The organism is Peribacillus simplex (genome assembly GCF_001578185.1).
Taxonomy (GTDB): Bacteria; Bacillota; Bacilli; order Bacillales; family DSM-1321; genus Peribacillus; species Peribacillus simplex_A.
This window is the reverse complement of the sequence record NZ_CP011008.1, coordinates 1,634,712-1,655,668: the sequence shown is the minus strand read 5'-3', so window position 1 is coordinate 1,655,668 and position 20,957 is coordinate 1,634,712. Positions and strand designations below refer to the sequence as shown.

Here is a 20,957-nt window from a genome sequence, read left to right as displayed (position 1 = left end):
TCAAACGCCTCCCATCAACTGCATTAGATGACGCATCATCAAAAGCAAAAAATTGAAAAGTTGGGTGACAGCCGTCATCATCATCCCCATCACCAGTACTATAACCGCTAACCCGGCTATGATTTTCACTGGAATTCCGACCACGAACACATTTAATTGAGGGACTGTCCTAGCAAGGATTCCTAGCGTGACATCCACTAAGAAAATACTTCCCACTACTGGTATGGACATTTGAAAAGCAATCATGAAAGCTTTACTGAATGCTTTCGCCAAATATTCCATTAGTGTATGATCTCCGAATGGCACAAATAATTGGTCAATCGGGATGAACTGATAGCTATAAAAGATTCCATCCAAAAGCAAATGATGGCCGTTAGTACTCAATAGGAATAATAAGGCGATTGTATAAAGGTATTGTCCCATCAACGGGCTTTGAGCCCCAGTTTGGGGATCGATGACATTGGCAATTGAAAACCCCATTTGAAAATCAATCAATCCACCAGCGATTTGAACGGCCGATAAAATCATATAGGCTGCAAACCCAATGAAAAGCCCAACAAGCGCTTCCTTTATGATTAATAAATAAAATGTGACATCCAAGTCCAGAACCGGGGCTTCAATGGTATAGTACATGATCCAGGCAAGGAAGATTCCTAGCCCCACTCGATGTTGTACCGGTATAGAACGGTAAGAAAAAATCGGCATGGCCACGAAAAACGTAGTGACCCTTACTACAATCAATAAAAAGGCGGGAAAGTGCGGAAATATTTCCTCCATGCCCTACCCTACAAATCGATTCAGATTACCGAATATTTCATTTGCGTATGATAATAGATGGCTCAGCATCCATGGAGCCAATATTATGAGTCCCAATAAGACTGCCACGATTTTTGGAACGAATGCCAAGGTTTGTTCCTGAATCTGTGTAGTCGCCTGAAAGATGCTTACTAATAGCCCTACAATAAGAGCAATTACCATCAATGGACCAGCGATAATCAAAACTGTATAAATTCCTTTTTCTGCTACATCAATAACAAACTCTGCACTCACTTTTTCTCACCTGCTTAAAAACTCTGTAATAATGACTTCACTACTAAATACCATCCGTCAACAAGAATGAAAAGGAGGATTTTAAATGGAAGGGAAATCATGACTGGCGGCAACATCATCATCCCCATCGACATCAGGACACTTGCAACAACCATATCAATAACCAAAAATGGAATGAAAATCATAAAACCTATTTGAAAATCCGTTTTGATTTCACTAATTGCAAAAGCTGGTACAAAAGCAGTCAAGGGTATGTCCTGTATCGTTTCCGGTTTATCCATCTTGGCATACTCCAAGAATAACGCCAGATCCTTTTGCCTTGTATGGGCACTCATGAATTCCTTAAACGGTATCGAGGCCTGTACATATGCCTCTTCTAAATCTATTTCCTCATTAAATAACGGGGTTAATGCCTTTTCATTCACCTCCTGAAAAGTCGGTGCCATTATGAAGAATGTCATGAAAAGAGCCAGGCCGACCAGCACCTGATTCGGCGGCATCTGCTGTGTAGCTAGCGATGTTCTCACAAAGCTCAGGACAATGATGATTCTTGTAAAACATGTCATCAAAATCAATATGCTAGGGGCCAGTGATAAAACGGTCATTAGTAGAACAAGCTTGACGGAAGTAGAGACATTGGCGGGGTCACTGTTATTAAAAAACTCCATGAACTCATTCATTCATTGCCTCTTCCTTTCCTATCAAGCTCGTTCAACAGTTTCTTCCTGCTATCAGACATTTGATCGAGTTGATTTTTGAACTCTGCAGGGAAACTGGCGATTTCGGATTCTCTTTTATTCAACCACTTATTTTTCAACTTCATTGCAAATTCCCCAGGCTGGATCATTTGATCGATCTTATCGTTGTAATCTCTCAAAAGCTGTTCATATTCCTCAGGATTATCTATTTCTTTCAAGAGTTGAATATTTTCGCCAACCCCAATCACCAATATTCGCCCGCCGACTTTAACAAGCTGGACAGAACGATTTGCACCAAGGCTCGTGCCGCCTAAATTCTCAACTGAATTTGCTTTTTGATACGATTTACTTTTTTTATTGATGAACTTTAATAGGATATATAGAAGAGACACTACAAAAATAGTAGCAAATATCATCCTAAGAAACTCCCAAACGGTTATCCCAACTTTATCCGGATTCGAAGCCTGTTTGGTAGATTGCAAGTCTTTTGATTCACCCTTATCCACTTTTAAATCATCAGGCTTTTTATAAACATCCTTCACTGTTTTTTCAAGATCTTCCGCATAGGCCTGTATGGCCCCAGAGAAGAATACTGCAATCATCAGTGAGACCTGAAGCCATTTTTTAATAAAAAACAATATGAAGACACCCTCTTAACTTAATGCTTTATTTATGGCTTCCACTACCCGGTCTGCCTGGAATGGCTTCACGATAAAGTCTTTTGCGCCCGCCTGGATTGCATCAATGACCATGGCTTGTTGCCCCATCGCTGAACACATAATGACCTTAGCTTGAGGATTTACCTTTTTAATTTCCTTTAATGCAGTAATTCCATCCATTTCAGGCATGGTAATATCCATCGTTACAAGATCAGGAAGCGTTTCTTTATATTTGTCCACTGCTTGGGCTCCATCTGCTGCTTCCCCTACAATTTCAAAGCCATTTTTAGAAAGGATATCCTTTATCATCATTCTCATAAATGCTGCATCGTCCACAATTAAAATTCTATTAGCCATTATTTTCGTCCCCCAAGTTATCTGATTTTATTAAATCGGTCACTTTGACTCATGATATCCGTAACACGTACGCCAAAGTTTTCATCAATCACCACAACCTCACCTTTTGCTATCAAGCGACTGTTTACCAGGATATCCACTGGCTCGCCGGCTAATTTATCCAATTCGATGATAGATCCGGAGGACAGCTCCAGAATATCCTTGACAGAGCGCTTCGTTCTCCCAAGCTCCACAGTTACCTGTAGAGGGATATCCATCAGCATGCTGAGATTTTTCGTTTCAGCCTCTTGAAGCTGAAAGGGCTGAAAACTAGTGAAACTAGCAGGCTGAACATTTACCGGCTGCCCTGTAGGTACGGATGAAACTCCAAAATGTTGCGGCATATTCGGTATTTGGTTCGTAGAGTGGGTTTGGTAACCGCCTTGCCCAAAAGATTCATTTGCCGATTGATTAGACCCGGCGTCTTGGAATGGGGCCGGCTCCCGAGGTGGAATGTTCGTTACTGGATCACTTAGTACTTTTTCCATTTTCATATCGGTCGGTTCACTATCGCCCGTTCCATTCAATAATTCAGAGACTAACCCTTTAGCAAATTCTAAAGGCAACAATTGCATAATACTGGAATCAATTAAGTTACCGACACGGAGACGGAACGAGATTTTTGCAAATAAATCTTCGTCCGGTATCGCATTTTCCCCTTCACCATTTAAAAAGTTAAGTAAATCTATGCTAGGAGGGGAAATATCCACTTTTTTACTGAAAATGGTCGACATCGATGTAGCAGCAGAACCCATCATTTGGTTCATGGCTTCCTGGACTGCACTCAATTGAATTTCTCCCAGCATGTCAGAAGGATTTTCCCCATCACCGCCAAGCATCAAATCTGCAATGATTGCAGCATCGCTCTGCTTGATGACCAGCATATTAATACCTGAGAAACCCTCGGTATATTGCACTTGAATCGCTACATACGGATGCGGAAACTCTTCCGCAATCTGTCCCCTTTCAATTAAGGTAACCGTCGGGGTGGTGATATCCACTTTCTGATTCAACAAAGTAGATAAGGCAGTGGCCGAACTTCCGAAAGAGATATTACCAATTTCCCCGAGGGCGTCGAGTTCCATAATTGATAAATAATCGTCAATCATATGAGACTTCATCTCATCTTCTATATCACTTGTACCTTTTAAAAGGGCATCTATTTCGTCCTGTGAAAGCATTTGATCACTTACCATCTTCGTCTCCCCCTTTCAAAATATCAAGAACCTGGATGGCGTGTTTTTTTCCTACTTTTCCTGGCTGCCCATTGAATTTTGGGATCCCTCCAATTTTAATGGTCAAAGGTTCATCGATTGCCTTATTTAAATCGATGACATCACCAACATCTAGCAGTAAAAAATCCTGGATGGTGATATCCGTAGAACCAAGTTCGGAAATAATGGGAAGGTCTGCATTTCGAATACGCTTTTCCAAAATCATGATTTCCTCTGGAATTTTTTCCTTTTGGGAATTTTCCAACCAATAATAAGCAGATAACTTTGGTATGATTGGTTCTAATACGACGTGAGGAATACAAATATTAATCATTCCACTCGTTTCGCCGATTTGTGTATTCAAGGAAATGACAACAACCGTATCGTTGGGCGAAACCAATTGAAGAAATTGTGGATTCACCTCAAACTCTGTCATCACCGGTTCGATTTCAACAATCGTTCCCCAGGCCTCCTGTAAATTTTCAAAAGCCTTCTCGAATAAATTCGACATGATTTTCGTTTCTATTTCCGTTAAAGTATCTACCTTATTCACGCTTTTGCCCCGCCCGCCCAAAACTCGATCCATCATGGAATAAGCTATATTCGGGTTGACCTCAAGAATGATACGGCCATCCAACGGCGGCACCTCAAACACATTCAGGATGGTAATTTTCGGGATCGATCTAATAAACTCTTCGTATGGTATTTGATCTGCCGAAGCAACGGATATTTGAACATATGTCCTAAGCTGAGCCGAAAAGTATGTGGTCAGCAACCTTGCAAAGTTCTCATGTATCCTGGTCAAACTTCGGATTTGATCCTTTGAAAACCGAAGTGCCCTTTTAAAGTCGTACACTTTCACTCTTTTTTCTATTTCTTCTTTCTTTAAATCATCTGCATCCATTTCACCTGTGGAAATGGCCGATAATAAAGCATCGATTTCATTTTGCGATAATATTTCCCCGGACATTAACACTCACCTCCAAAGCTTCCCCTTCTTATTTAATGAAGCAAGGATGTTCTTATTGAAGAATCGAGGAGGTTATATAAACCTTTTCAACTTTTCCTTCTTCCATTAATTCGTTCATTCTAGTCTTTAGCTCTTCTTGAAGCTTTTCCTTGCCTTTTTTACCGGTTAACACTTCCGCTTTCATTTCGGATAGTTCGGTAATAATGATATTTTTCACTTAAAAACTTCTTTTTTCCAATTCTTCTTTTGCTTTTTTATTTTCTGTTTGGACCATAAATGAGATTTTGATATAATCATTGCCAGCAAGATTCGTTGTAATTTCGGGAATTTCAACTGATGATTTGACAATTTCGTCAATGCTAGGTTTTTCTTCTGCAGATGTGGGGTCAGATAACTTTGTCACAACCACGAATGCTATGACACCAACAAGCGTTATGGCCACGAATATAATCAACATAATTGATAATAGACTTTTTTTCATGATTTTCCCTCCACATCATTACGAAAACCGAGAATATTCACGGTACGATAAAATTGTATAATAGCTTCAACCATCTCCTCTTCTTTCTCAAGCACAACGATTTTCTTACCATTTGTAAAAGTAATGGTCGTATCTGGCAATGACTCGACTGTATCTATGTACAATGCATTGATATGAAAGCACTTTCCATTGAGCCTTGTGACTTTGATAATGATATTTAGGAGCCAGAGAAATAAGCACCTGGCTCCTCCCCCCTTAACCTATCGTTTTAAGTTAACTAATTCTTGTAAAATTTCATCCGATGTCGTTATAATCCGGGAATTCGACTGGAAACCACGTTGCGCAACGATCATTTCAGTAAACTCTTCCGATAAATCCACATTGGACATTTCCAAGGAACCTGATGCAATCAACCCCCGGCCCTCACCTGCGATATTGATGTTTGCAGTACCTGAGTTGATTGATTCCTGAAAAGTATTACCACCTGTTTTCGTCAAGCCTGATGGATTGGAAAACTTGGCAACGGCCAGTTGGCCTAATGTTGTGATCATACCGTTGGAATAAACGCCATTTATTTCCCCTGATGCACCAATATTAAAGCTTTCCAGTTTCCCTTCTTTATTACCATTTGGATTGACAAGAGCAGTCGTAGCACCTTTAGATTGAGTAAGTTTCGAGAAATCAAAATCCAATTTGATTTTTTGAACGCTTTCATCAGCTTCCGTATCCGGGTCATTCTCTTTGCCACTTGAAATGTTAATGTTTAGGCCTTCCTGAGTTTTATCAGCTTCCACTATCTGACCATTAGCATCGAAATTCAGAGAAGTGAACGGTTTTGGTTTAGTAGCCGAAGTATCCCCCAAAGCAGCAGGTTCCTCATCAAAAATCTCCCATTTGTTATCAGCTGTTTTTTGGAAAAAGATAGTTGCCGTTTGTTCTTTACCCTTTGCATCCACGACTTTTATTTGCTGACTAAATACGGTACCGTCAATTGCATCAGCAGCTAAATTTTCACCTACTGTTATTTTAGTTGTTGTTACAGCAGGTAAAATTGCATTGACGTTAACAGCCACATCACCGATTGTTTTTGATTGTTTTCCATCTTCATCAATCTTGTAAGCCTGCACTTTCAAACCATTCGAGTTGACAAGTGTACCGTTATTATCAAGATAAAAGTTTCCAGCACGAGTGTATGATAGTGCATCGCCTTGCTTGACGATGAAATAGCCATCACCAGAAATTCCCAAGTCAAGCTCACGGCCGGTCGTTTGCAAGCTTGACTGTGTATGGATGGTATCGATTGTAGCAATCGTGGAACCCAACCCAATTTGTTTAGAATTAGTTCCACCTCTATTGGCTGTTGCTGCACTTGCCCCAGATACCGTTTGATTCATGGCATCGCTGAATGTTACACGGCTTTTTTTGAAACCATAAGTATTGACATTGGCTACGTTATTACCGATAACATCCAATTTTGTTTGTAAGTTTTTTAACCCGCTTATTCCCGAATACATTGAACGAAGCATGTAAAAGCTCCCCTTTCATATAGCGACTGCTTCAGTCATTCCACAGTCTAGACTTCCTATTCTAGGTCCAGCCTATTAATCCAAAATTATAGTTCCATTGATGTTCGTAAAAATTTGAGCTGATGCTTCATCCCTGTCCATGACTGTGATGACTTTATTTTTTTTCGTGCTTACTATGAGTGCCGCATTATTTGTAATGATAAGAGATTCGGTCACACCCATCTTTTTGCCTCATTAGCTTTATCGGTTATTTGTTTCCAGGTTTGTCGTGGTATTTCTATATTTCTTTCATTTATCCGCATTTGAGCATGTTTACTAATGATCAATTTTTCATTAGTGGAAACAGATGATTGAAAATGCTGTTGAAAACCTTGTTGGATCAACTGCCCTTGCCTTAACGGTAATTTTGTTTGAGCCATCATCTGAGCGGAATTTGCCTGAAAATCAAGTTTACTCATATTCCCGCCCATTAAGCTTCAGCGATTTTGATCAATTGCTCTGATGATAGCTTGGTGTTGCTTTCATCATCCACTTCAATTTGCAGCTTGCCATTATTCAAGGATACAGCGATAGCGACAGCCGATGACTCTCCATTTTTTTCATCCATCCAGGAAACTCGTTTGCCTATTAATTCACTTGCCGTCGTTAAGCTATTTGCCGTGGAACTTGTTTGTTTCATTTGTGAAATATTGGCGGGTACAAGCTTTGTGCCATCTTCTAAAATGAAATAAACACCATCACCTTTATATTGGATCGACTTCACGATGCCTGTTCCTTCTTCTACCGCAAGATCACCATCGCCACCATCCAATTTATGCCAAGTGACTTCCTTACCGACAAAGGAGTTAAAGTTCATGATACTATTTTGTTGACTGATCCCGATTATTTCTTCCATTTGGGCTCCCATATTCATCATCTGTTCTAGAGATGAAAAAGTGGCCATTTGGGCGATGAATTCCGTGTTATCCATCGGATTTGACGGATCTTGGTTTTGAAGCTGTGTAAGCAACAATTTCAAGAAATCATCCTTTCCTAATGCATCCCCGTTTTTTCTGTTTTCAGTTTGAAATTTTGATAATAATAGTGACGTATCAATGGTCGTCATTTTAACACCTACACTTCCAGATTTAACAGCGCTTCGGCAAGGGATCCCATAAACTCACTATCCGTCTCGTCATTGCTTTCTTCCTTACTCTCTTGTTGTTTATTTTGTTCATCTGCATCTTTCTGGCTGAATTTCTCGGGGTTAAAAGGATTGAAGGCCTGTGATATTTCAATTTTTTCAATTTGAATATTTTGACCGCTAAAGGCTTGTTTTAAGCCATGAATCTGTTTCTCCAGCATATCTTTGGCCTGAGAAGTAGTAGCCATAATCTTGGCTGACAGCATACCTTCCTTTTGAATCAACTCGATTCTAAGTGACCCTAGATGTTCGGGATTCAATCTGATCAACAGTTTATTTACACCGTTTTTTCCGCTAAAAATCGCCTTACTCAAAATATTTTCAAATTGTTTAACAAACTCTTCATGACTGACAATTTGCTTACCTATGGAAGCAGTCAAGACGAATTGCTCCAACTTAGTCATGAGAAAAGGCATACCTGAACCTTGATGGTCACCGCTATCCGCATTTTGCAAAGTCACACTGCTGGTTATTGACCTGTCTTTACTTACCTTGTCACTCCCAGATAATTGCAAGGGTGAGTTTTTCAATGTTTCTATTGTTTTATTTTGCCCTTTTTCCGAAATGTTGGATTGACCATATTCTGATTTTGGTTCTGACTGATTGGACAGCATTTTATCCAGTTTCCCCGTTATCCCTTCAAGCAGATTTTTCCTTTGTTTCTGGATGGCCGCTTCATCTTGTGTCATATCCTTACTCTCTGAAAGAAGATCTTGAATCTTAGCCAGTTTCAAAAGATTCACCACACCAGATAGTGGGAGCTCATGCCATTCTTCTTCATTCAATACAGTAACCTTTTTTAGAATTGTATACAGTTCCATGACATTGGCAGATAACAAACTTTGTGGATTCAGGCTGAAGTCATCCAATTCTTGTTCTACATCCATTTCCTCTATGCTCGCAAAGAAATCCTTAAGGGGACCCTCATCATTGCCGGCTACATTTTTTAGTACCTGTAATAGAAGGGTGCAGAATTCTTCATGGTTGTTTACAGAAATATCTTCAACAATACTCTCTTTCCCTTTATCACTTAACCTTTCAAGTTTCAGAAAACCAAGCAAATCCTTTATAACAGACAATCGTCCTTCAGTGATGTCGCCTATATCCACTGGAGCAGGAGGTTCTGCCACTAAGGAGGATTGAAGGACTGAACCAAACCCGGAATTGGTTTGCTGATTTTGTTTAATTGGTGCCTTTTGACTTAATGATGCCAAGGGGAGTAAAGAATTAATGGCTGAATTCATATATTATTCACCTCCTTAATCTCTTCTCTTAAGGACTTTGTTCCGTTAGTTTCTTCGTTAACCTTGCAGCATCAGCCGTTGTCATTTGCTCCAATACCTTAGCTAAAGTGGCTGCTTTCATACTTGAGAGAATCTCCACTGCGTCATCATCATTCATTTCAGTAATGATAGGTGCAGACGTCTTAGGAGCCATGGTTTCATAAGTGCGGATTATATTTTTGAACGCCTGTTTACTACCATTTTGACTATCCTTAAGTTGATTCATTTCAGTTTGAAGCTGCTGTTTTTCCGCTCCTGCCTTTAAAATGGCCTTGTCACGTTTATCAATGATGCCCTCAAGCTTGTCTATCTCTTTTTTCTTGTTTTCAATCTCAGTTTCTAATTTTTCGAGCTTCATCGAAACTTTCTCATTTTCCTTGGCTGGATTACCTTTCTCTTCATTCTTATGATCCGATTCAATGAAGGGTATTTTCTCAGACATTCCTTTGGCCTTTTCCACAACATTGACACCTGCAACTGTAAAAACGATCAACGCTACAGTTACCGCAAAGATTAAAGAAATGAAGATGACAAGGAACCATTGGAACTTACTTATCTTGCTTTTTTCCAATTCTTCCAATCCATTAGATTCACTTTTTTTACGCATTCTATCACCTAACGCCTTTGCTTAAGAATTGCCGGATAGAAATTTCATCCATTTGTTTATTCTCTACTTCCTTTAAGACATCAAGGAATTTAAGAAAATCATTTTCTTTCATTTTCTCGTACTTTTTAACCTCAATATTTCTATCCATTAATAAATCCCGTTGAACATTCATCTTGTATCGAGCTTCAATGACTTCCTGTTGACAATGGCTTAAGAGTTTTTCCAAATTGTCCATAAATAACTGATGATGGCGAATTTCCTGAACGGATAATCCATTTCGCAGCTTTTCCTGTTGAAACTCAAGCAACTTTTCTTTTTTCTTTAAAAGCTTATATAACTTTTCTGCCACTTCTTCAAATTTTTTTAACGCAGTATTATATTTAGCTAGTGCATCTTTTTTTTCTTTTTCCTTGATGTTCAGGATCTTCTCGAATTTATATTGATAAATCATAACTAATCACCTTTCCCCATCAAATCGACAAGGGCGTTAATACTATTATCTTTTGGAGCTTTTTCATGGGTGCCTTGCTTTAAAAATGAAATGATCTCAGGATAGCGTGTAATAGAGTTATCAATTGGTTTGGAAGAGCCCTTCTTATACGCTCCTATATTAATCAAATCTTCTGACTCCATATAGGTTGATAAACTTGCCCGTAATTTTTCTGCGGAACTTTTATGTATGTCCCCAACAATATTGTTCATGACACGGCTTATACTCTTCAAGACATTGAGCGCTGGAAACTGTCCTTTATTGGCTAAGTTACGATCTAGTATGAAGTGACCATCCAATATTCCCCTGACAGCATCAGCAATCGGCTCATTCATATCATCACCGTCGACTAGAACCGTATAAAACGCTGTAATGGTACCCAGCTGATTTGTTCCCGTTCTTTCGAGTAATCTTGGAAGGATGGCAAAAACGGAGGGCGTATAACCTTTGGTCGTCGGCGGTTCCCCGATAGCAAGCCCAATTTCCCTCTGGGCCATTGCGACCCTCGTGACCGAATCCATCATCAGCATCACGTTCAATCCCTTATCACGAAAATATTCAGCGATGGCAGTTGCCGTTAAAGCACCTTTTATCCTCATCAACGCTGGCTGATCAGATGTCGCCACAACAACGATTGATCGTGCCAGCCCTTCTGGTCCAAGATCTTTCTCAATGAATTCACGAACTTCACGTCCACGTTCTCCAACAAGACCGATTACGTTCAAGTCAGCCGTCGTATTCCTTGCTACCATGCTAAGCAACGTACTTTTCCCAACACCGCTCCCAGCAAAGATACCAACACGTTGACCTTTTCCAACTGTTAATAAACTATCAATCGCACGCACTCCTACATCTATCGGCTCATTAATGGGAGGGCGTTTCATCGGATTTGGCGGATCTTGATCCACAGGAACGGTAGCTAGACCCTTTGGGAGCAATGAATCATCAATGGGGTGTCCCAATGGATCGACTACCTTGCCAATGAGCCCTCCTCCCACCTTTATCTCAAGGCTCCGTCCGCTTCCTTCCACGATACATCCCGGTGCTATATCACTAACAGCTGTAAATGGCATTAAAATAACCATTTCATCACGGAAACCGACAACTTCGGCTAATATTCGGTTTTTCTTTTTTTGTATACCTGTATAGATATAACAAACGTCGCCAACAGAGCTTTCAGGGCCTTGAGATTCTATCATTAACCCTACGACACGTTTGACCCGTCCATAATGTTTGAATGAATCAACCTCATCAACTAAGGGCAATAGGTCTCTAGTTTTCATCGTTACTCCCCTCCCGCAGCAGCTCAGTTAGTTTCACTTTTATTTCCTGCAGCTGACTGTTGACACTGGCATCTATCCTTCCATTTTCTGATTCGATAATACAGCTGTTTTCTTCAATTTCATCATCCGGAAAGATGTACAACTCAGTATCTTTTGGAAAGATTGCAATCAACTCTTCCTTATGAGATAGAATCGATTGATATTGGACCAGATGGATATGCAATTGCACTTCACGATAATCCCTCGCCTCTTTGATGGCTCTCTTGACAATGGATAAAAAAGACTCTTCATCTTTTTCAAGCTGGTGCCCGATAATTTTCTCCGCGATCTTCACGGCAAGATTCAAAATAACGGTTTCAGATGATTCGATATGTTGACGATAATCTTTTTTAGAGGACTCCACCACTTCTTTTGCAAAAGCTATATCCCCTGCAATTTCGTTATAACCCTTTTGGAAGCCATCTTCGACTCCTTGCTGATACCCTTCCTTTTGAGCTTGTTCAATAAACATCACTTTTTCTTGATGCTCCCAATGTTCTCGGTCTTGCTGGATTTCAGCAGCTATCGCTTGGGCTTTTTGTTTAGCATCCAGTAATACCCTTTCGGCTTCCTGTTTAGCATCCCTCTGAAATTGATCAGATTGAAAATGTTGAAGGTTTATCCCCTCATCTGCTTTTTCATTTTGAAGAAAGTCAAACGTGCGAACTTTTATCGCTATCTTTTTGCTTTTCTCCTGATGAGCTTGCTGGGATTTTATAATCCTAGACAATGATATCATCCCCTCCGCCGCGGGCAATCACAATTTCCCCAGTTTCTTCCAAACGGCGAATAACAGCAACGATTCTCGATTGTGCTTCTTCTACATCACGCAAACGTACAGGCCCCATATATTCCATTTCTTCCTGGAACATTTCGACCATACGTTTTGACATGTTTCGGAAAACGATTTCCTTCACTTCATCACTTGCCACCTTAAGAGAAAGTTTAAGGTCTTCGTTATCAGATTCCCTGACTACGCGCTGAATCGCTCTGCCATCAAGTGTCACGATATCCTCAAAAACAAACATGCGTTTCTTGATTTCCTCGGCAAGCTCTGGATCTTGAATTTCGAGTTCTTCCAAAATCGTTCGTTCCGTCGAGCGATCAACACCATTCAACACATCTACAACCGCTTCTACTCCACCAGTCTGTGTATAATCTTGGGTCACGGTCGCAGAAAGTTTCCTTTCGAGTATTTGCTCCACCTCATTGATGATTTCTGGCGACGTGCCATCCATCAAAGCAATCCTTCTTGCAATATCGGCCTGCACCTCTTCCGGAAGTTCAGACAATATTTGTCCAGCCTGTGCAGGATCAAGATAGGATAAGATTAATGCAATAGTTTGCGGATGCTCGTTCTGGATGAAATTCAAGATTTGTCCAGGATCCGCTTTTCGTGCAAAATCGAATGGACGAACCTGTAAGGAAGATGTTAACCGGTTAATGATCGCAGTTGCCTGATCAGAGCCTAGTGCCTTTTCAAGTACCTGCTTTGCGTATCCTATCCCGCCCTGAGAGATGTAATCCTGTGCTAAAGCAATATTATGGAATTCTTCCAGAATTTCTTCTTTATCATGGGAGTCCACTTTTCTCACCCCAGAAATTTCAAGGGTCAATCTCTCAATTTCCTCTTCAGAAAGATGCTTATAAACGGATGCAGAAACATCCGGCCCTAAGGAAATAAGGAGGATGGCAGCTTTTTGTTTGCCAGTCAATCTGGCCTTTTTTTTTCTATCGTTCACTTTCTAAAGCCTCCTAGTCTTCTGCTATCCAGCTTCTTAATAATTTTGCAAATTCATCTGGCTTTTCTTTTGCAAGTTTCTCAAGTTGTTTTCTTTTTAAAGATGCTTCCGTTTCCTTCTCTTTGTTTAAATCAGGAAGATCAAATGCGACTTCCTCTTCTTCGACCACGTATTCCTCTTCCAATTCAACTGGCTTTCGGGAACGGAAGAATAAGATTAAGAGAATGATAATGGCAAGTATTAGCACGCCACCGACGATGTATGCCCATATTGGTAACAATGGACTCGTTTCCTCTATTGGCAACGTCATTTTTCCGTTAAACGGTTGAACGGAAATTGCAATTTTATTATTAAGCTCCTCGTCCGTAAGTTCTTCCCCTTCAGCTTTTTTCTCGATTGTCGTTCGTATTATCGTACCAAGGATTTGTGTGATATCATCCACACTCTGTTGAGTTAAAGAATTCGGATCGTCAGCGGTGGGCGGTTCGACCATGACCTGAATACCTAAATCCTTAACTTTATACGGGCTTTCGACTATTTCCTTCTTGATTCGGTTCACTTCACTATTTATCGTTTCATCCACTTTTTCATAATCACCGGAACCGTTTGTGCCTTCAGCATATTGGGTCCCCAATGAATCTGAGGAATCCTCACTTTGCGGAACGCCTCCTGCAGCGTCCCCACTATACGATTCATTGATCCTTTGCGCAGAAATCTCGATTCCAGCCATATTTTCTTCATCGACCGGTTCGACTAAATTCTCTTCTCGGTTTTCTTGAGTGAAATCAATGTCTGTCGTGACAGAAACAACAACTTTGTCTCTACCCATTATCGTTCCAAGCATATTTTGTACCTGTCTTTGAATATCGCGTTCTATTTCTTTTTTTATTTGATTTTGAGTAGCAAATGCGGACGCGAAAGATGAATTTTCATTTTCAAGGTCAAAGTACTCAAAGTCTTGATTCATAATGACGATATTATCTGTAGGAAGATTCGGTACACTTTTTGAGACCAGATGATAAAGGGAGTTGATTTGACTTTCTTCAAATTTATAACCGGATTTCGTTTTCAATACAATGGATGCGGACGCTTCCCCAGTCGTATCACTGACAAAAACTCCTTTATCAGGAAGAGTGATCATTACGCTGGCATCTTCTACTCCATCAATCTTTTTTATTAAACTGGCCAATTCCGTTTGCATCGAGTCCAGTTTTATGACGTTGAATTCATTTTCAGTCATTCCGATACCAGCACTTTGACTAAAAAAAGAATAGTCGATACTCCCCGAGTCCGGAACTCCTTCAGCTGCCAGTTCCACTTTAAGTGAATCCAGGCTTTCTTCAGGAACCTTTATGGTCGTACCATTTTCAGAAACTTCGTTTTTAATCCCTTTACTGTCCAAATATTCTTTGATGCTCCCTGTCTCCGATGGAGTTAAATTTGAATATAAGGGCACCAGCGTCGTACGCGTGGTTAAAAGTGAAACAGCCGTAATGATGATGATAATCAATGCTGCTGATCCAATCATCATGATTTTTTGTTTTTTACTGCGGCTCATCCAGTAAGCAGCCACTTTATTTTTAAACTCTATTACTTCATTCATTTAAATCCCCCGGTCAGTCTATGAATTTATGAGTGGGAGATTCGTTTTCCCCCTGATCATTTTTTCTTTATATTAATGAGGTTTAAAAATGAATGCTATATGCTCATTCTCATCATTTCCTGGTAGGCTTCTACAACCTTATTCCGAACCTCTAATGTAGCCTGCATGGTAATGCTGGCTTTTTGTGAAGCTATCATCACCGAATGCAGCTCAACATCATCTCCATTAACCAGTTTGGTCGTAAGGTCATCTGATGCCATTTGTGTTTCGTTAACTTTATTTATTGATTCTTTTAATACGGACGCAAAATTTCGCTGTGATTCGTATGGTGTATTAGTCTTGTTCTGATCTTTTTTCAGCACATTACCTGCATTATTCACTGCCGAAAGAGAAATCCCCTCCATATCAACACTCTCCTTTCAAACTGTTATTTTCCGATTTCCAACGCTTTCATCATCATTCCCTTTGATGCATTTAAAACTGTTACATTTGCTTCATATGAACGTGTTACACTCATTAAATCGACCATTTCCCTAAGTGGGTCGACATTCGGCATTTCAACATAACCATTTTCATTGGAATCAGGGTGTTCCGGATTGTAATCCAGTTCAAAGGGTGTTCTGTCCTTTACTATTCCAGTCACCTTTACTCCATTCCCTATCCCGCTAGTTTTTCCGGATGCTGCGTTTAAGAAGCTTGAAAAATCTTCTTCCTTACTTTGCAGCACTACCGCTTTTCTTGTGTATGGCTTCCATGTTTTCAACTCCGCGTCATATTCCGCCCTGGTCGTATCGGCATTTGCCATATTCGCAGAGATTACATCCATCCTTAACCTTTGACTGGTCAAGCTAGATCCAGCCATTTTCATACTTTGGAAGATTCCCATCACTTACCTCCTCTAATTACATTCTCCAATGATTGAAACTTTCCTGAAAGCCTATCAGAGACTGCATTATAATAAATCTGATTTGCAGCAAGATCCGTCATTTCCTTATCAACGTCCACACTATTTCCGTTATTGTTATATTGGACATTTTTCTGAAATACGATGGGAGAAGCATGACCCCCTTCTGATTTAAAGGTATAATGTCTTTCATCGGTCCGATATGACTTTAGGAAAGATCCCAGCTCTGCTTTAAATGATTGTGTTTTGTCGACCTCTTTAGCTTTATAGTTAGGCGTATCCGAATTGGCTATGTTCTGTGAAATGACTTTTTGTTTTGTATTAGAATAATTAAGAGCATTTTCTAGTGATTGAAAAGTACTTGAAAATAGTTCCATATCGGTCACCTCTTTCAATATTTAGTAAATAGTTGCTTTATCAATAAATTAACCCAATTCATTTATGGTTTAATTTTAAAGAAACATAATAACTATGTCCATAAAAACACAAAGACTTTAGACCTATTACAGTCGAAAAATGTCACATTTTGCTCAAATTTGACGTTTTTCTTAGTATTATTCAAGGATTAACATTACCTTATATTACATTTTATTAGTGGATTCTACATTTTAACCAAATTTTACTTGTATTAGCTTATTTAGCATATCGAAAAACGAACCAATATACCTGATACTTTAGAACTAATTTTAACGATTAATTTCAAGTAATTATTTCCACTCACCTGATTCCACCCTTTAAAATAAAGGATTATTAAAAAACAAATGGTACATGTACTTTTTTTAAAAAACACTTTTTTCAAAATGGCGATCCATTCGACAAATTCCTCTTATCATAAAGAAAGGCCGTCCCGTTCTATTATCACTGTTTGCATATTTCAAAAGTTATAATAATATATTTACCTTGCATAAAAAACCACGCATATATTCACATTTCCATTTAAGATCTTTATTCCGAATTACCTCTTTTTTCTTCCTTCCTTTCGTAGCTTTTCAGTCCTAGACAACTTACCCCAATATACGCACACAAAAAAAGGCAGCCCTATTTAAAGGACTGCCTTTTTTTGTTTGTTAATTATTTTTAAGCTTTTCTAATTCAAGTAGGAATTTATCGTTCAATACTTTTATATAAGTACCTTTCATTCCAAGAGAGCGTGATTCAATTACTCCTGCACTCTCTAGCTTTCTAAGCGCATTGACGATTACGGATCGAGTGATGCCTACACGGTCTGCAATTTTTGAAGCTACAAGCAGACCTTCATTACCTTTAAGCTCTTCAAAAATGTGCTCAATAGCTTCCAATTCGCTGTACGATAACGAGGAAATTGCCATTTGAACAACAGCTTTACTACGAGCTTCTTCTTCAATCTCTTCTGACTTTTCACGAAGGATTTCCATACCTACCACTGTCGCGCCATACTCAGCCAAAATTAAATCATCATCATGAAATTTTTCTTGTAATCGAGCAAGAACCAATGTTCCTAAACGTTCCCCCCCACCCATAATCGGTACGATAGTTGTTAATCCCGTTGCGAAAAGCTCTTTGTTTTCAACTGGGAAAGCAGTGTATTCGCTTTCGATATCAAGATTGGAAGATGTTTCGGGAATATTAAATAGGTTTTTTGTGTACACTTCAGGGAATTGTTTATCTTCCAACATTTTGTACATGCGTTCATTTTCGATTTGCTGACTTACCGCTATGCCTAGTAATTTCCCACGGCGGCTGACGACGAATACATTTGCTTCGATAACTTCACTTAAACTTTCAGCCATTTCCTTAAAGTTAACTGCTTTACCTGCTGCTTTTTGGAGCATTGCATTGATTTTTCTTGTTTTTGCTAATAAGTTCATTTGATTTGTTCCTCCTAAAAATACCATGGTTCACAATAACTATGAAGTTGTATTTCCGTAATTTTATTTTCATGCTAGGCAAATTATTGCCATTGTTTCTTAATTAAAGGATAAACTGGCTTAAATCTTTGTTCCGGGCGATAGAACCAAGCTTTCCTTCGACATATTGGGGAGTAATTGTAATCTTCTCCATCGTAATTTCCGGTGCTTCAAAAGATAAGTCTTCAAGCAGCCGTTCTAAAATGGTATGAAGTCTTCTTGCACCAATATTGTCTGTATTTTGATTCACTTCGAAGGCCACTTCAGCTATCTTACGAACAGCATCGTCAGAAAATTCAATTTCTATACCTTCTGTTTCTAACAAAGCAACATATTGTTTTAACAAGGCATTATCCGGTTCATGAAGAATCCTTACAAAGTCATCTACTGTCAGTTTGTTCAACTCTACACGGATCGGGAATCTACCTTGTAATTCAGGGATAAGGTCGGAGGGCTTAGCCATATGGAAGGCCCCTGCCGCAATGAATAAGACATGATCCGTTTTAACTGAACCGTATTTAGTCACGACTGTCGAGCCTTCGACGATTGGCAGTATATCCCTTTGGACACCTTCCCTTGAAACATCCGCTGATGAACTTCCGGACTGCTTACTGGCAATTTTGTCGATTTCATCAATGAAAATGATCCCATTTTGCTCAGCTCCGTATACTGCATCAGAAGTGACTTCATCCATATCGATCAATTTTGCCGCTTCTTCATTTGTTAAAACGATTCTCGCTTCACTTACTTTCAATTTGCGCTTCTTGCTTTTTTTCGGCATCAGGCTTCCTAAAGCGTCCTGCATGTTCATTCCCATTTGTTCCATTCCCGAACCTTGGAGCATATCAAACATCGAAGCAGCCTGTTCTTCCACTTCAACCGTAATCATTTCACTTTCCAGCTCACCATTAGCCAGCTTTTCGGCGACGATTTTCCTTTTTTCTTGCAAACTTAAATCTTCGGAATTATCTTCCGAATCCTGTTCGTCTTGATTGTTATTGCCTCCAAAAAAGACTTCAAGAGGATTCTTGAAATTACTCTGTTTTTTTGTTGATGGCACTAATAGCTCTATTAAACGGCGATTTGCATTTTCTTCTGCCCGTTCCTTTACGCTCGCCATCTTTTCTTCCTTCACGAGGCGAACGGAAGTCTCCACCAAATCACGAACCATGGACTCCACATCCCGGCCGACATATCCGACTTCCGTAAATTTCGTTGCTTCAACTTTTATAAAAGGAGCACCTACCAATTTAGCCATTCTCCGAGCTATTTCTGTTTTCCCAACGCCTGTCGGTCCAATCATTAATATGTTCTTCGGAACGACTTCATCACGAAGTTGGTCCGAGAGAAGGGAACGTCGGTAGCGATTCCGAAGAGCCACTGCCACTGCCCGTTTTGCTTCACCCTGCCCAACGATATACTGATCCAGTTTTTCAACGATTTGCCTCGGTGTTAAATTAGCTTTTTTTGACATTTGCGCTCCTCCTTACAACTCTTCCACGATTATATTCGTATTCGTAAATACACAAATTTCCGCTGCAATTTGTAAAGATGATTGAGCGATTTCCTTTGCCGATAAATGGTCACTTGAAAACCGCATTAACGCCCTGCCGGCAGCCAGTGCATAATTCCCTCCAGATCCTATGGCGAGAATCCCGTCATCCGGCTCAATTACTTCCCCGGTACCAGAAACGAGCAGTAAATGGTTCTTATCCATCACAACCAGCATGGCTTCCAGCTTTCTCAGTACATTGTCACTTCTCCATTGCTTTGCCATTTCGACGGCAGCACGCTGAAGATTGCCATTATACTCTTCAAGCTTAGCTTCGAACATCTCAAATAAAGTGAATGCATCTGCAACAGAACCTGCAAAACCTGCAAGAACATTACCTTTAAAGATTTTTCTTACTTTCCTTGCTGTATGCTTCATCACTACTGAATTTCCTAAAGTAACCTGCCCATCACCGGACATGGCACATTCACCTTTATGATGCACTGCAAATATCGTTGTCATAAAGTGTCCCCTTTCAACATTTAAGGCCGCGGATGTGTTGCATTATAGACTTTTTTTAATTGGTCTTTTGTAACATGCGTATACACTTGCGTTGATGAAATTTTAGAATGACCAAGCAATTCCTGAACCGTGCGAATGTCCGCCCCATTATTCAAAAGGTGTGTAGCAAAGGAATGCCTTAGCATATGGGGATGAAGACTTCCATCTGCGGCTGACTTTTTAATCAATTCATTCAATATATAGCGAACTCCCCTAGGTGTCAGAGGGTCTCCACGAAAATTAACAAATAAATAAACATTCGCTTTGGCGTCAGACGAAGTCATTTCCATCCTGGCTGTACGTATGTATATATCTATCGCTTCTTGAGCATATCTACCAACCGGAACGTAGCGATCTTTTTTTCCTTTTCCATGAACCAGTACTGTACCTAAGGAAAGATCGATATCCTGCAATTTAATCTCACAACATTCACTTACGCGAATGCCTGTCGCATACAGTAATTCCAGTAATGCATTGTTCCTTATTCCTATCGGTGAATCTTTATTTAAAGAAGAAAACAACTGTTTCATTTCCTTCTCATATAGAAAACGTGGCAGTCTTTGATCCTTTTTAGGTAAAGAAACAAGAGAAAAAGGATTATCCTTCACATCACCTTCACGTAATAAAAATTTATAAAAGCTCCGCAAGCAAGAAGTTTTTCTTGCTACAGTGCGCTTAGAAAGTTTTTTCTCATATAAATTCGTTAAAAACAACCGGACATCAAAATATTCAACAGACGTGATATCGCTGATACCCTGTTCATTTAGGAACAGGAAAAATTCGTGAATATCACGCTTGTAATTTTCAATGGTGTAATGTGAACTGTTTTTTTCAATTTGTAAATATTCGATGAAGGATGATAATGCCTTTTTTTGATTAATCATGGAAAC

The 20,957-nt window shown here is 39.6% G+C and carries 26 protein-coding genes and 1 pseudogene; all 27 read right to left on the bottom strand.

What is annotated here, in order from left to right; genetic code table 11:
- Positions 1–777: a flagellar biosynthetic protein FliR gene (gene fliR, locus UP17_RS07840; protein ID WP_061462421.1), complete on the bottom strand. Its 777-nt coding sequence runs from the start codon at positions 775–777 to the stop codon at positions 1–3.
- Positions 778–780: 3 nt separating this feature from the next.
- Positions 781–1,050 carry a flagellar biosynthesis protein FliQ gene (gene fliQ, locus UP17_RS07835; RefSeq protein ID WP_061462420.1) on the bottom strand — a complete coding sequence of 90 codons (270 nt, stop codon included), beginning with the start codon at positions 1,048–1,050 and terminating at the stop codon, positions 781–783.
- 14 nt (positions 1,051–1,064) lie between these two features.
- Positions 1,065–1,730 carry a flagellar type III secretion system pore protein FliP gene (fliP, locus tag UP17_RS07830; protein WP_061462419.1) on the bottom strand — a complete coding sequence of 222 codons (666 nt, stop codon included), beginning with the start codon at positions 1,728–1,730 and terminating at the stop codon, positions 1,065–1,067.
- Entirely contained in the window at positions 1,727–2,386 is a 660-nt protein-coding gene (locus UP17_RS07825; RefSeq protein WP_061462418.1) for a flagellar biosynthetic protein FliO, read from the bottom strand. Before UP17_RS07825 ends, fliP begins: the two co-directional genes overlap by 4 nt.
- A gap of 15 nt (positions 2,387–2,401) precedes the next feature.
- Positions 2,402–2,764 (bottom strand): response regulator, encoded by a 363-nt coding sequence (locus tag UP17_RS07820; RefSeq protein ID WP_061462417.1) that lies wholly within the window; start codon positions 2,762–2,764, stop codon positions 2,402–2,404.
- A gap of 17 nt (positions 2,765–2,781) precedes the next feature.
- Positions 2,782–3,999: a flagellar motor switch phosphatase FliY gene (gene fliY / locus UP17_RS07815; RefSeq protein WP_061462416.1), complete on the bottom strand. Its 1,218-nt coding sequence runs from the start codon at positions 3,997–3,999 to the stop codon at positions 2,782–2,784.
- Positions 3,989–4,987, bottom strand: a complete 999-nt coding sequence (fliM, locus tag UP17_RS07810; RefSeq protein ID WP_061462415.1) for a flagellar motor switch protein FliM — start codon at positions 4,985–4,987, stop codon at positions 3,989–3,991. Before fliM ends, fliY begins: the two co-directional genes overlap by 11 nt.
- 52 nt (positions 4,988–5,039) lie before the next feature.
- A pseudogene (fliL, locus tag UP17_RS07805) lies at positions 5,040–5,468 on the bottom strand (flagellar basal body-associated protein FliL).
- Positions 5,465–5,680 (bottom strand): flagellar FlbD family protein, encoded by a 216-nt coding sequence (locus UP17_RS07800; protein WP_061462414.1) that lies wholly within the window; start codon positions 5,678–5,680, stop codon positions 5,465–5,467. The pseudogene fliL and the gene UP17_RS07800 overlap by 4 nt, the downstream one beginning before the upstream one ends.
- A 48-nt stretch (positions 5,681–5,728) precedes the next feature.
- Complete coding sequence (locus UP17_RS07795) at positions 5,729–6,994, bottom strand: flagellar hook protein FlgE (RefSeq protein ID WP_061462413.1); 1,266 nt, start codon at positions 6,992–6,994, stop codon at positions 5,729–5,731.
- Between the two features lie 75 nt (positions 6,995–7,069).
- On the bottom strand, positions 7,070–7,216 hold the full coding sequence (locus UP17_RS28665; RefSeq protein WP_250211774.1) for a hypothetical protein: 147 nt from the start codon (positions 7,214–7,216) through the stop codon (positions 7,070–7,072).
- Complete coding sequence (locus UP17_RS28660; protein WP_061462412.1) at positions 7,207–7,452, bottom strand: hypothetical protein; 246 nt, start codon at positions 7,450–7,452, stop codon at positions 7,207–7,209. Before UP17_RS28660 ends, UP17_RS28665 begins: the two co-directional genes overlap by 10 nt.
- An 11-nt stretch (positions 7,453–7,463) precedes the next feature.
- The gene (flgD, locus tag UP17_RS07785) at positions 7,464–8,099 is read right to left on the bottom strand and encodes a flagellar hook assembly protein FlgD (protein ID WP_061462411.1); all 636 of its coding nucleotides are present in this window, start codon (positions 8,097–8,099) and stop codon (positions 7,464–7,466) included.
- Between the two features lie 8 nt (positions 8,100–8,107).
- The gene (locus UP17_RS07780; RefSeq protein WP_061462410.1) at positions 8,108–9,421 is read right to left on the bottom strand and encodes a flagellar hook-length control protein FliK; all 1,314 of its coding nucleotides are present in this window, start codon (positions 9,419–9,421) and stop codon (positions 8,108–8,110) included.
- 28 nt (positions 9,422–9,449) lie between these two features.
- Entirely contained in the window at positions 9,450–10,067 is a 618-nt protein-coding gene (locus UP17_RS07775) for a MotE family protein (protein WP_061462409.1), read from the bottom strand.
- 4 nt (positions 10,068–10,071) lie between these two features.
- Positions 10,072–10,518, bottom strand: coding sequence for a flagellar export protein FliJ (fliJ, locus tag UP17_RS07770; RefSeq protein WP_061462408.1), 447 nt, complete (start codon positions 10,516–10,518; stop codon positions 10,072–10,074).
- Between the two features lie 2 nt (positions 10,519–10,520).
- Entirely contained in the window at positions 10,521–11,840 is a 1,320-nt protein-coding gene (gene fliI / locus UP17_RS07765; protein ID WP_061462407.1) for a flagellar protein export ATPase FliI, read from the bottom strand.
- Positions 11,830–12,609, bottom strand: a complete 780-nt coding sequence (gene fliH / locus UP17_RS07760) for a flagellar assembly protein FliH (protein ID WP_061462406.1) — start codon at positions 12,607–12,609, stop codon at positions 11,830–11,832. Before fliH ends, fliI begins: the two co-directional genes overlap by 11 nt.
- Complete coding sequence (gene fliG / locus UP17_RS07755) at positions 12,602–13,621, bottom strand: flagellar motor switch protein FliG (RefSeq protein WP_061462405.1); 1,020 nt, start codon at positions 13,619–13,621, stop codon at positions 12,602–12,604. The genes fliH and fliG overlap by 8 nt, the downstream gene beginning before the upstream one ends.
- Positions 13,622–13,634: 13 nt before the next feature.
- Positions 13,635–15,224, bottom strand: coding sequence for a flagellar basal-body MS-ring/collar protein FliF (gene fliF, locus UP17_RS07750; protein WP_061462404.1), 1,590 nt, complete (start codon positions 15,222–15,224; stop codon positions 13,635–13,637).
- A gap of 95 nt (positions 15,225–15,319) precedes the next feature.
- Positions 15,320–15,628, bottom strand: coding sequence for a flagellar hook-basal body complex protein FliE (gene fliE / locus UP17_RS07745; protein WP_061462403.1), 309 nt, complete (start codon positions 15,626–15,628; stop codon positions 15,320–15,322).
- Positions 15,629–15,651: 23 nt separating this feature from the next.
- Positions 15,652–16,110, bottom strand: a complete 459-nt coding sequence (flgC, locus tag UP17_RS07740) for a flagellar basal body rod protein FlgC (RefSeq protein WP_208857049.1) — start codon at positions 16,108–16,110, stop codon at positions 15,652–15,654.
- A complete protein-coding gene (gene flgB / locus UP17_RS07735; RefSeq protein WP_061462402.1) occupies positions 16,110–16,505 on the bottom strand; it encodes a flagellar basal body rod protein FlgB in 396 nt (131 codons plus the stop codon). The genes flgC and flgB overlap by 1 nt, the downstream gene beginning before the upstream one ends.
- 690 nt (positions 16,506–17,195) lie before the next feature.
- Positions 17,196–17,975 (bottom strand): GTP-sensing pleiotropic transcriptional regulator CodY, encoded by a 780-nt coding sequence (gene codY, locus UP17_RS07730; protein WP_053345318.1) that lies wholly within the window; start codon positions 17,973–17,975, stop codon positions 17,196–17,198.
- 103 nt (positions 17,976–18,078) lie between these two features.
- Entirely contained in the window at positions 18,079–19,488 is a 1,410-nt protein-coding gene (hslU, locus tag UP17_RS07725; RefSeq protein WP_061462401.1) for an ATP-dependent protease ATPase subunit HslU, read from the bottom strand.
- A 12-nt stretch (positions 19,489–19,500) separates the two neighbouring features.
- A complete protein-coding gene (gene hslV, locus UP17_RS07720) occupies positions 19,501–20,028 on the bottom strand; it encodes an HslVU peptidase proteolytic subunit (protein WP_054396900.1) in 528 nt (175 codons plus the stop codon).
- 20 nt (positions 20,029–20,048) lie between these two features.
- Positions 20,049–20,951, bottom strand: a complete 903-nt coding sequence (gene xerC / locus UP17_RS07715) for a tyrosine recombinase XerC (protein WP_061462400.1) — start codon at positions 20,949–20,951, stop codon at positions 20,049–20,051.
- Between the last annotated feature and the right edge of the window lie 6 nt (positions 20,952–20,957).

Excerpts from the sequence above, each read along its gene's own strand:
- fliY (WP_061462416.1), bottom strand. The coding sequence starts at position 3,999 with ATGGTAAGTGATCAAATGCTTTCACAGGACGAAATAGATGCCCTTTTA.
- flgB (WP_061462402.1), bottom strand. The coding sequence starts at position 16,505 with ATGGAACTATTTTCAAGTACTTTTCAATCACTAGAAAATGCTCTTAAT.
- fliM (WP_061462415.1), bottom strand. The coding sequence starts at position 4,987 with ATGTCCGGGGAAATATTATCGCAAAATGAAATCGATGCTTTATTATCG.
- fliR (WP_061462421.1), bottom strand. The coding sequence starts at position 777 with ATGGAGGAAATATTTCCGCACTTTCCCGCCTTTTTATTGATTGTAGTA.
- UP17_RS07820 (WP_061462417.1), bottom strand. The coding sequence starts at position 2,764 with ATGGCTAATAGAATTTTAATTGTGGACGATGCAGCATTTATGAGAATG.
- fliJ (WP_061462408.1), bottom strand. The coding sequence starts at position 10,518 with ATGATTTATCAATATAAATTCGAGAAGATCCTGAACATCAAGGAAAAA.
- fliP (WP_061462419.1), bottom strand. The coding sequence starts at position 1,730 with ATGAATGAGTTCATGGAGTTTTTTAATAACAGTGACCCCGCCAATGTC.
- UP17_RS28660 (WP_061462412.1), bottom strand. The coding sequence starts at position 7,452 with ATGAGTAAACTTGATTTTCAGGCAAATTCCGCTCAGATGATGGCTCAA.
- UP17_RS07775 (WP_061462409.1), bottom strand. The coding sequence starts at position 10,067 with ATGCGTAAAAAAAGTGAATCTAATGGATTGGAAGAATTGGAAAAAAGC.
- fliE (WP_061462403.1), bottom strand. The coding sequence starts at position 15,628 with ATGGAGGGGATTTCTCTTTCGGCAGTGAATAATGCAGGTAATGTGCTG.
- codY (WP_053345318.1), bottom strand. The coding sequence starts at position 17,975 with ATGAACTTATTAGCAAAAACAAGAAAAATCAATGCAATGCTCCAAAAA.
- UP17_RS07780 (WP_061462410.1), bottom strand. The coding sequence starts at position 9,421 with ATGAATTCAGCCATTAATTCTTTACTCCCCTTGGCATCATTAAGTCAA.
- UP17_RS28665 (WP_250211774.1), bottom strand. The coding sequence starts at position 7,216 with ATGGGTGTGACCGAATCTCTTATCATTACAAATAATGCGGCACTCATA.
- fliF (WP_061462404.1), bottom strand. The coding sequence starts at position 15,224 with ATGAATGAAGTAATAGAGTTTAAAAATAAAGTGGCTGCTTACTGGATG.
- hslU (WP_061462401.1), bottom strand. The coding sequence starts at position 19,488 with ATGTCAAAAAAAGCTAATTTAACACCGAGGCAAATCGTTGAAAAACTG.
- flgD (WP_061462411.1), bottom strand. The coding sequence starts at position 8,099 with ATGACGACCATTGATACGTCACTATTATTATCAAAATTTCAAACTGAA.
- UP17_RS07795 (WP_061462413.1), bottom strand. The coding sequence starts at position 6,994 with ATGCTTCGTTCAATGTATTCGGGAATAAGCGGGTTAAAAAACTTACAA.
- xerC (WP_061462400.1), bottom strand. The coding sequence starts at position 20,951 with ATGATTAATCAAAAAAAGGCATTATCATCCTTCATCGAATATTTACAA.
- flgC (WP_208857049.1), bottom strand. The coding sequence starts at position 16,110 with ATGGGAATCTTCCAAAGTATGAAAATGGCTGGATCTAGCTTGACCAGT.
- hslV (WP_054396900.1), bottom strand. The coding sequence starts at position 20,028 with ATGACAACGATATTTGCAGTGCATCATAAAGGTGAATGTGCCATGTCC.
- fliI (WP_061462407.1), bottom strand. The coding sequence starts at position 11,840 with ATGAAAACTAGAGACCTATTGCCCTTAGTTGATGAGGTTGATTCATTC.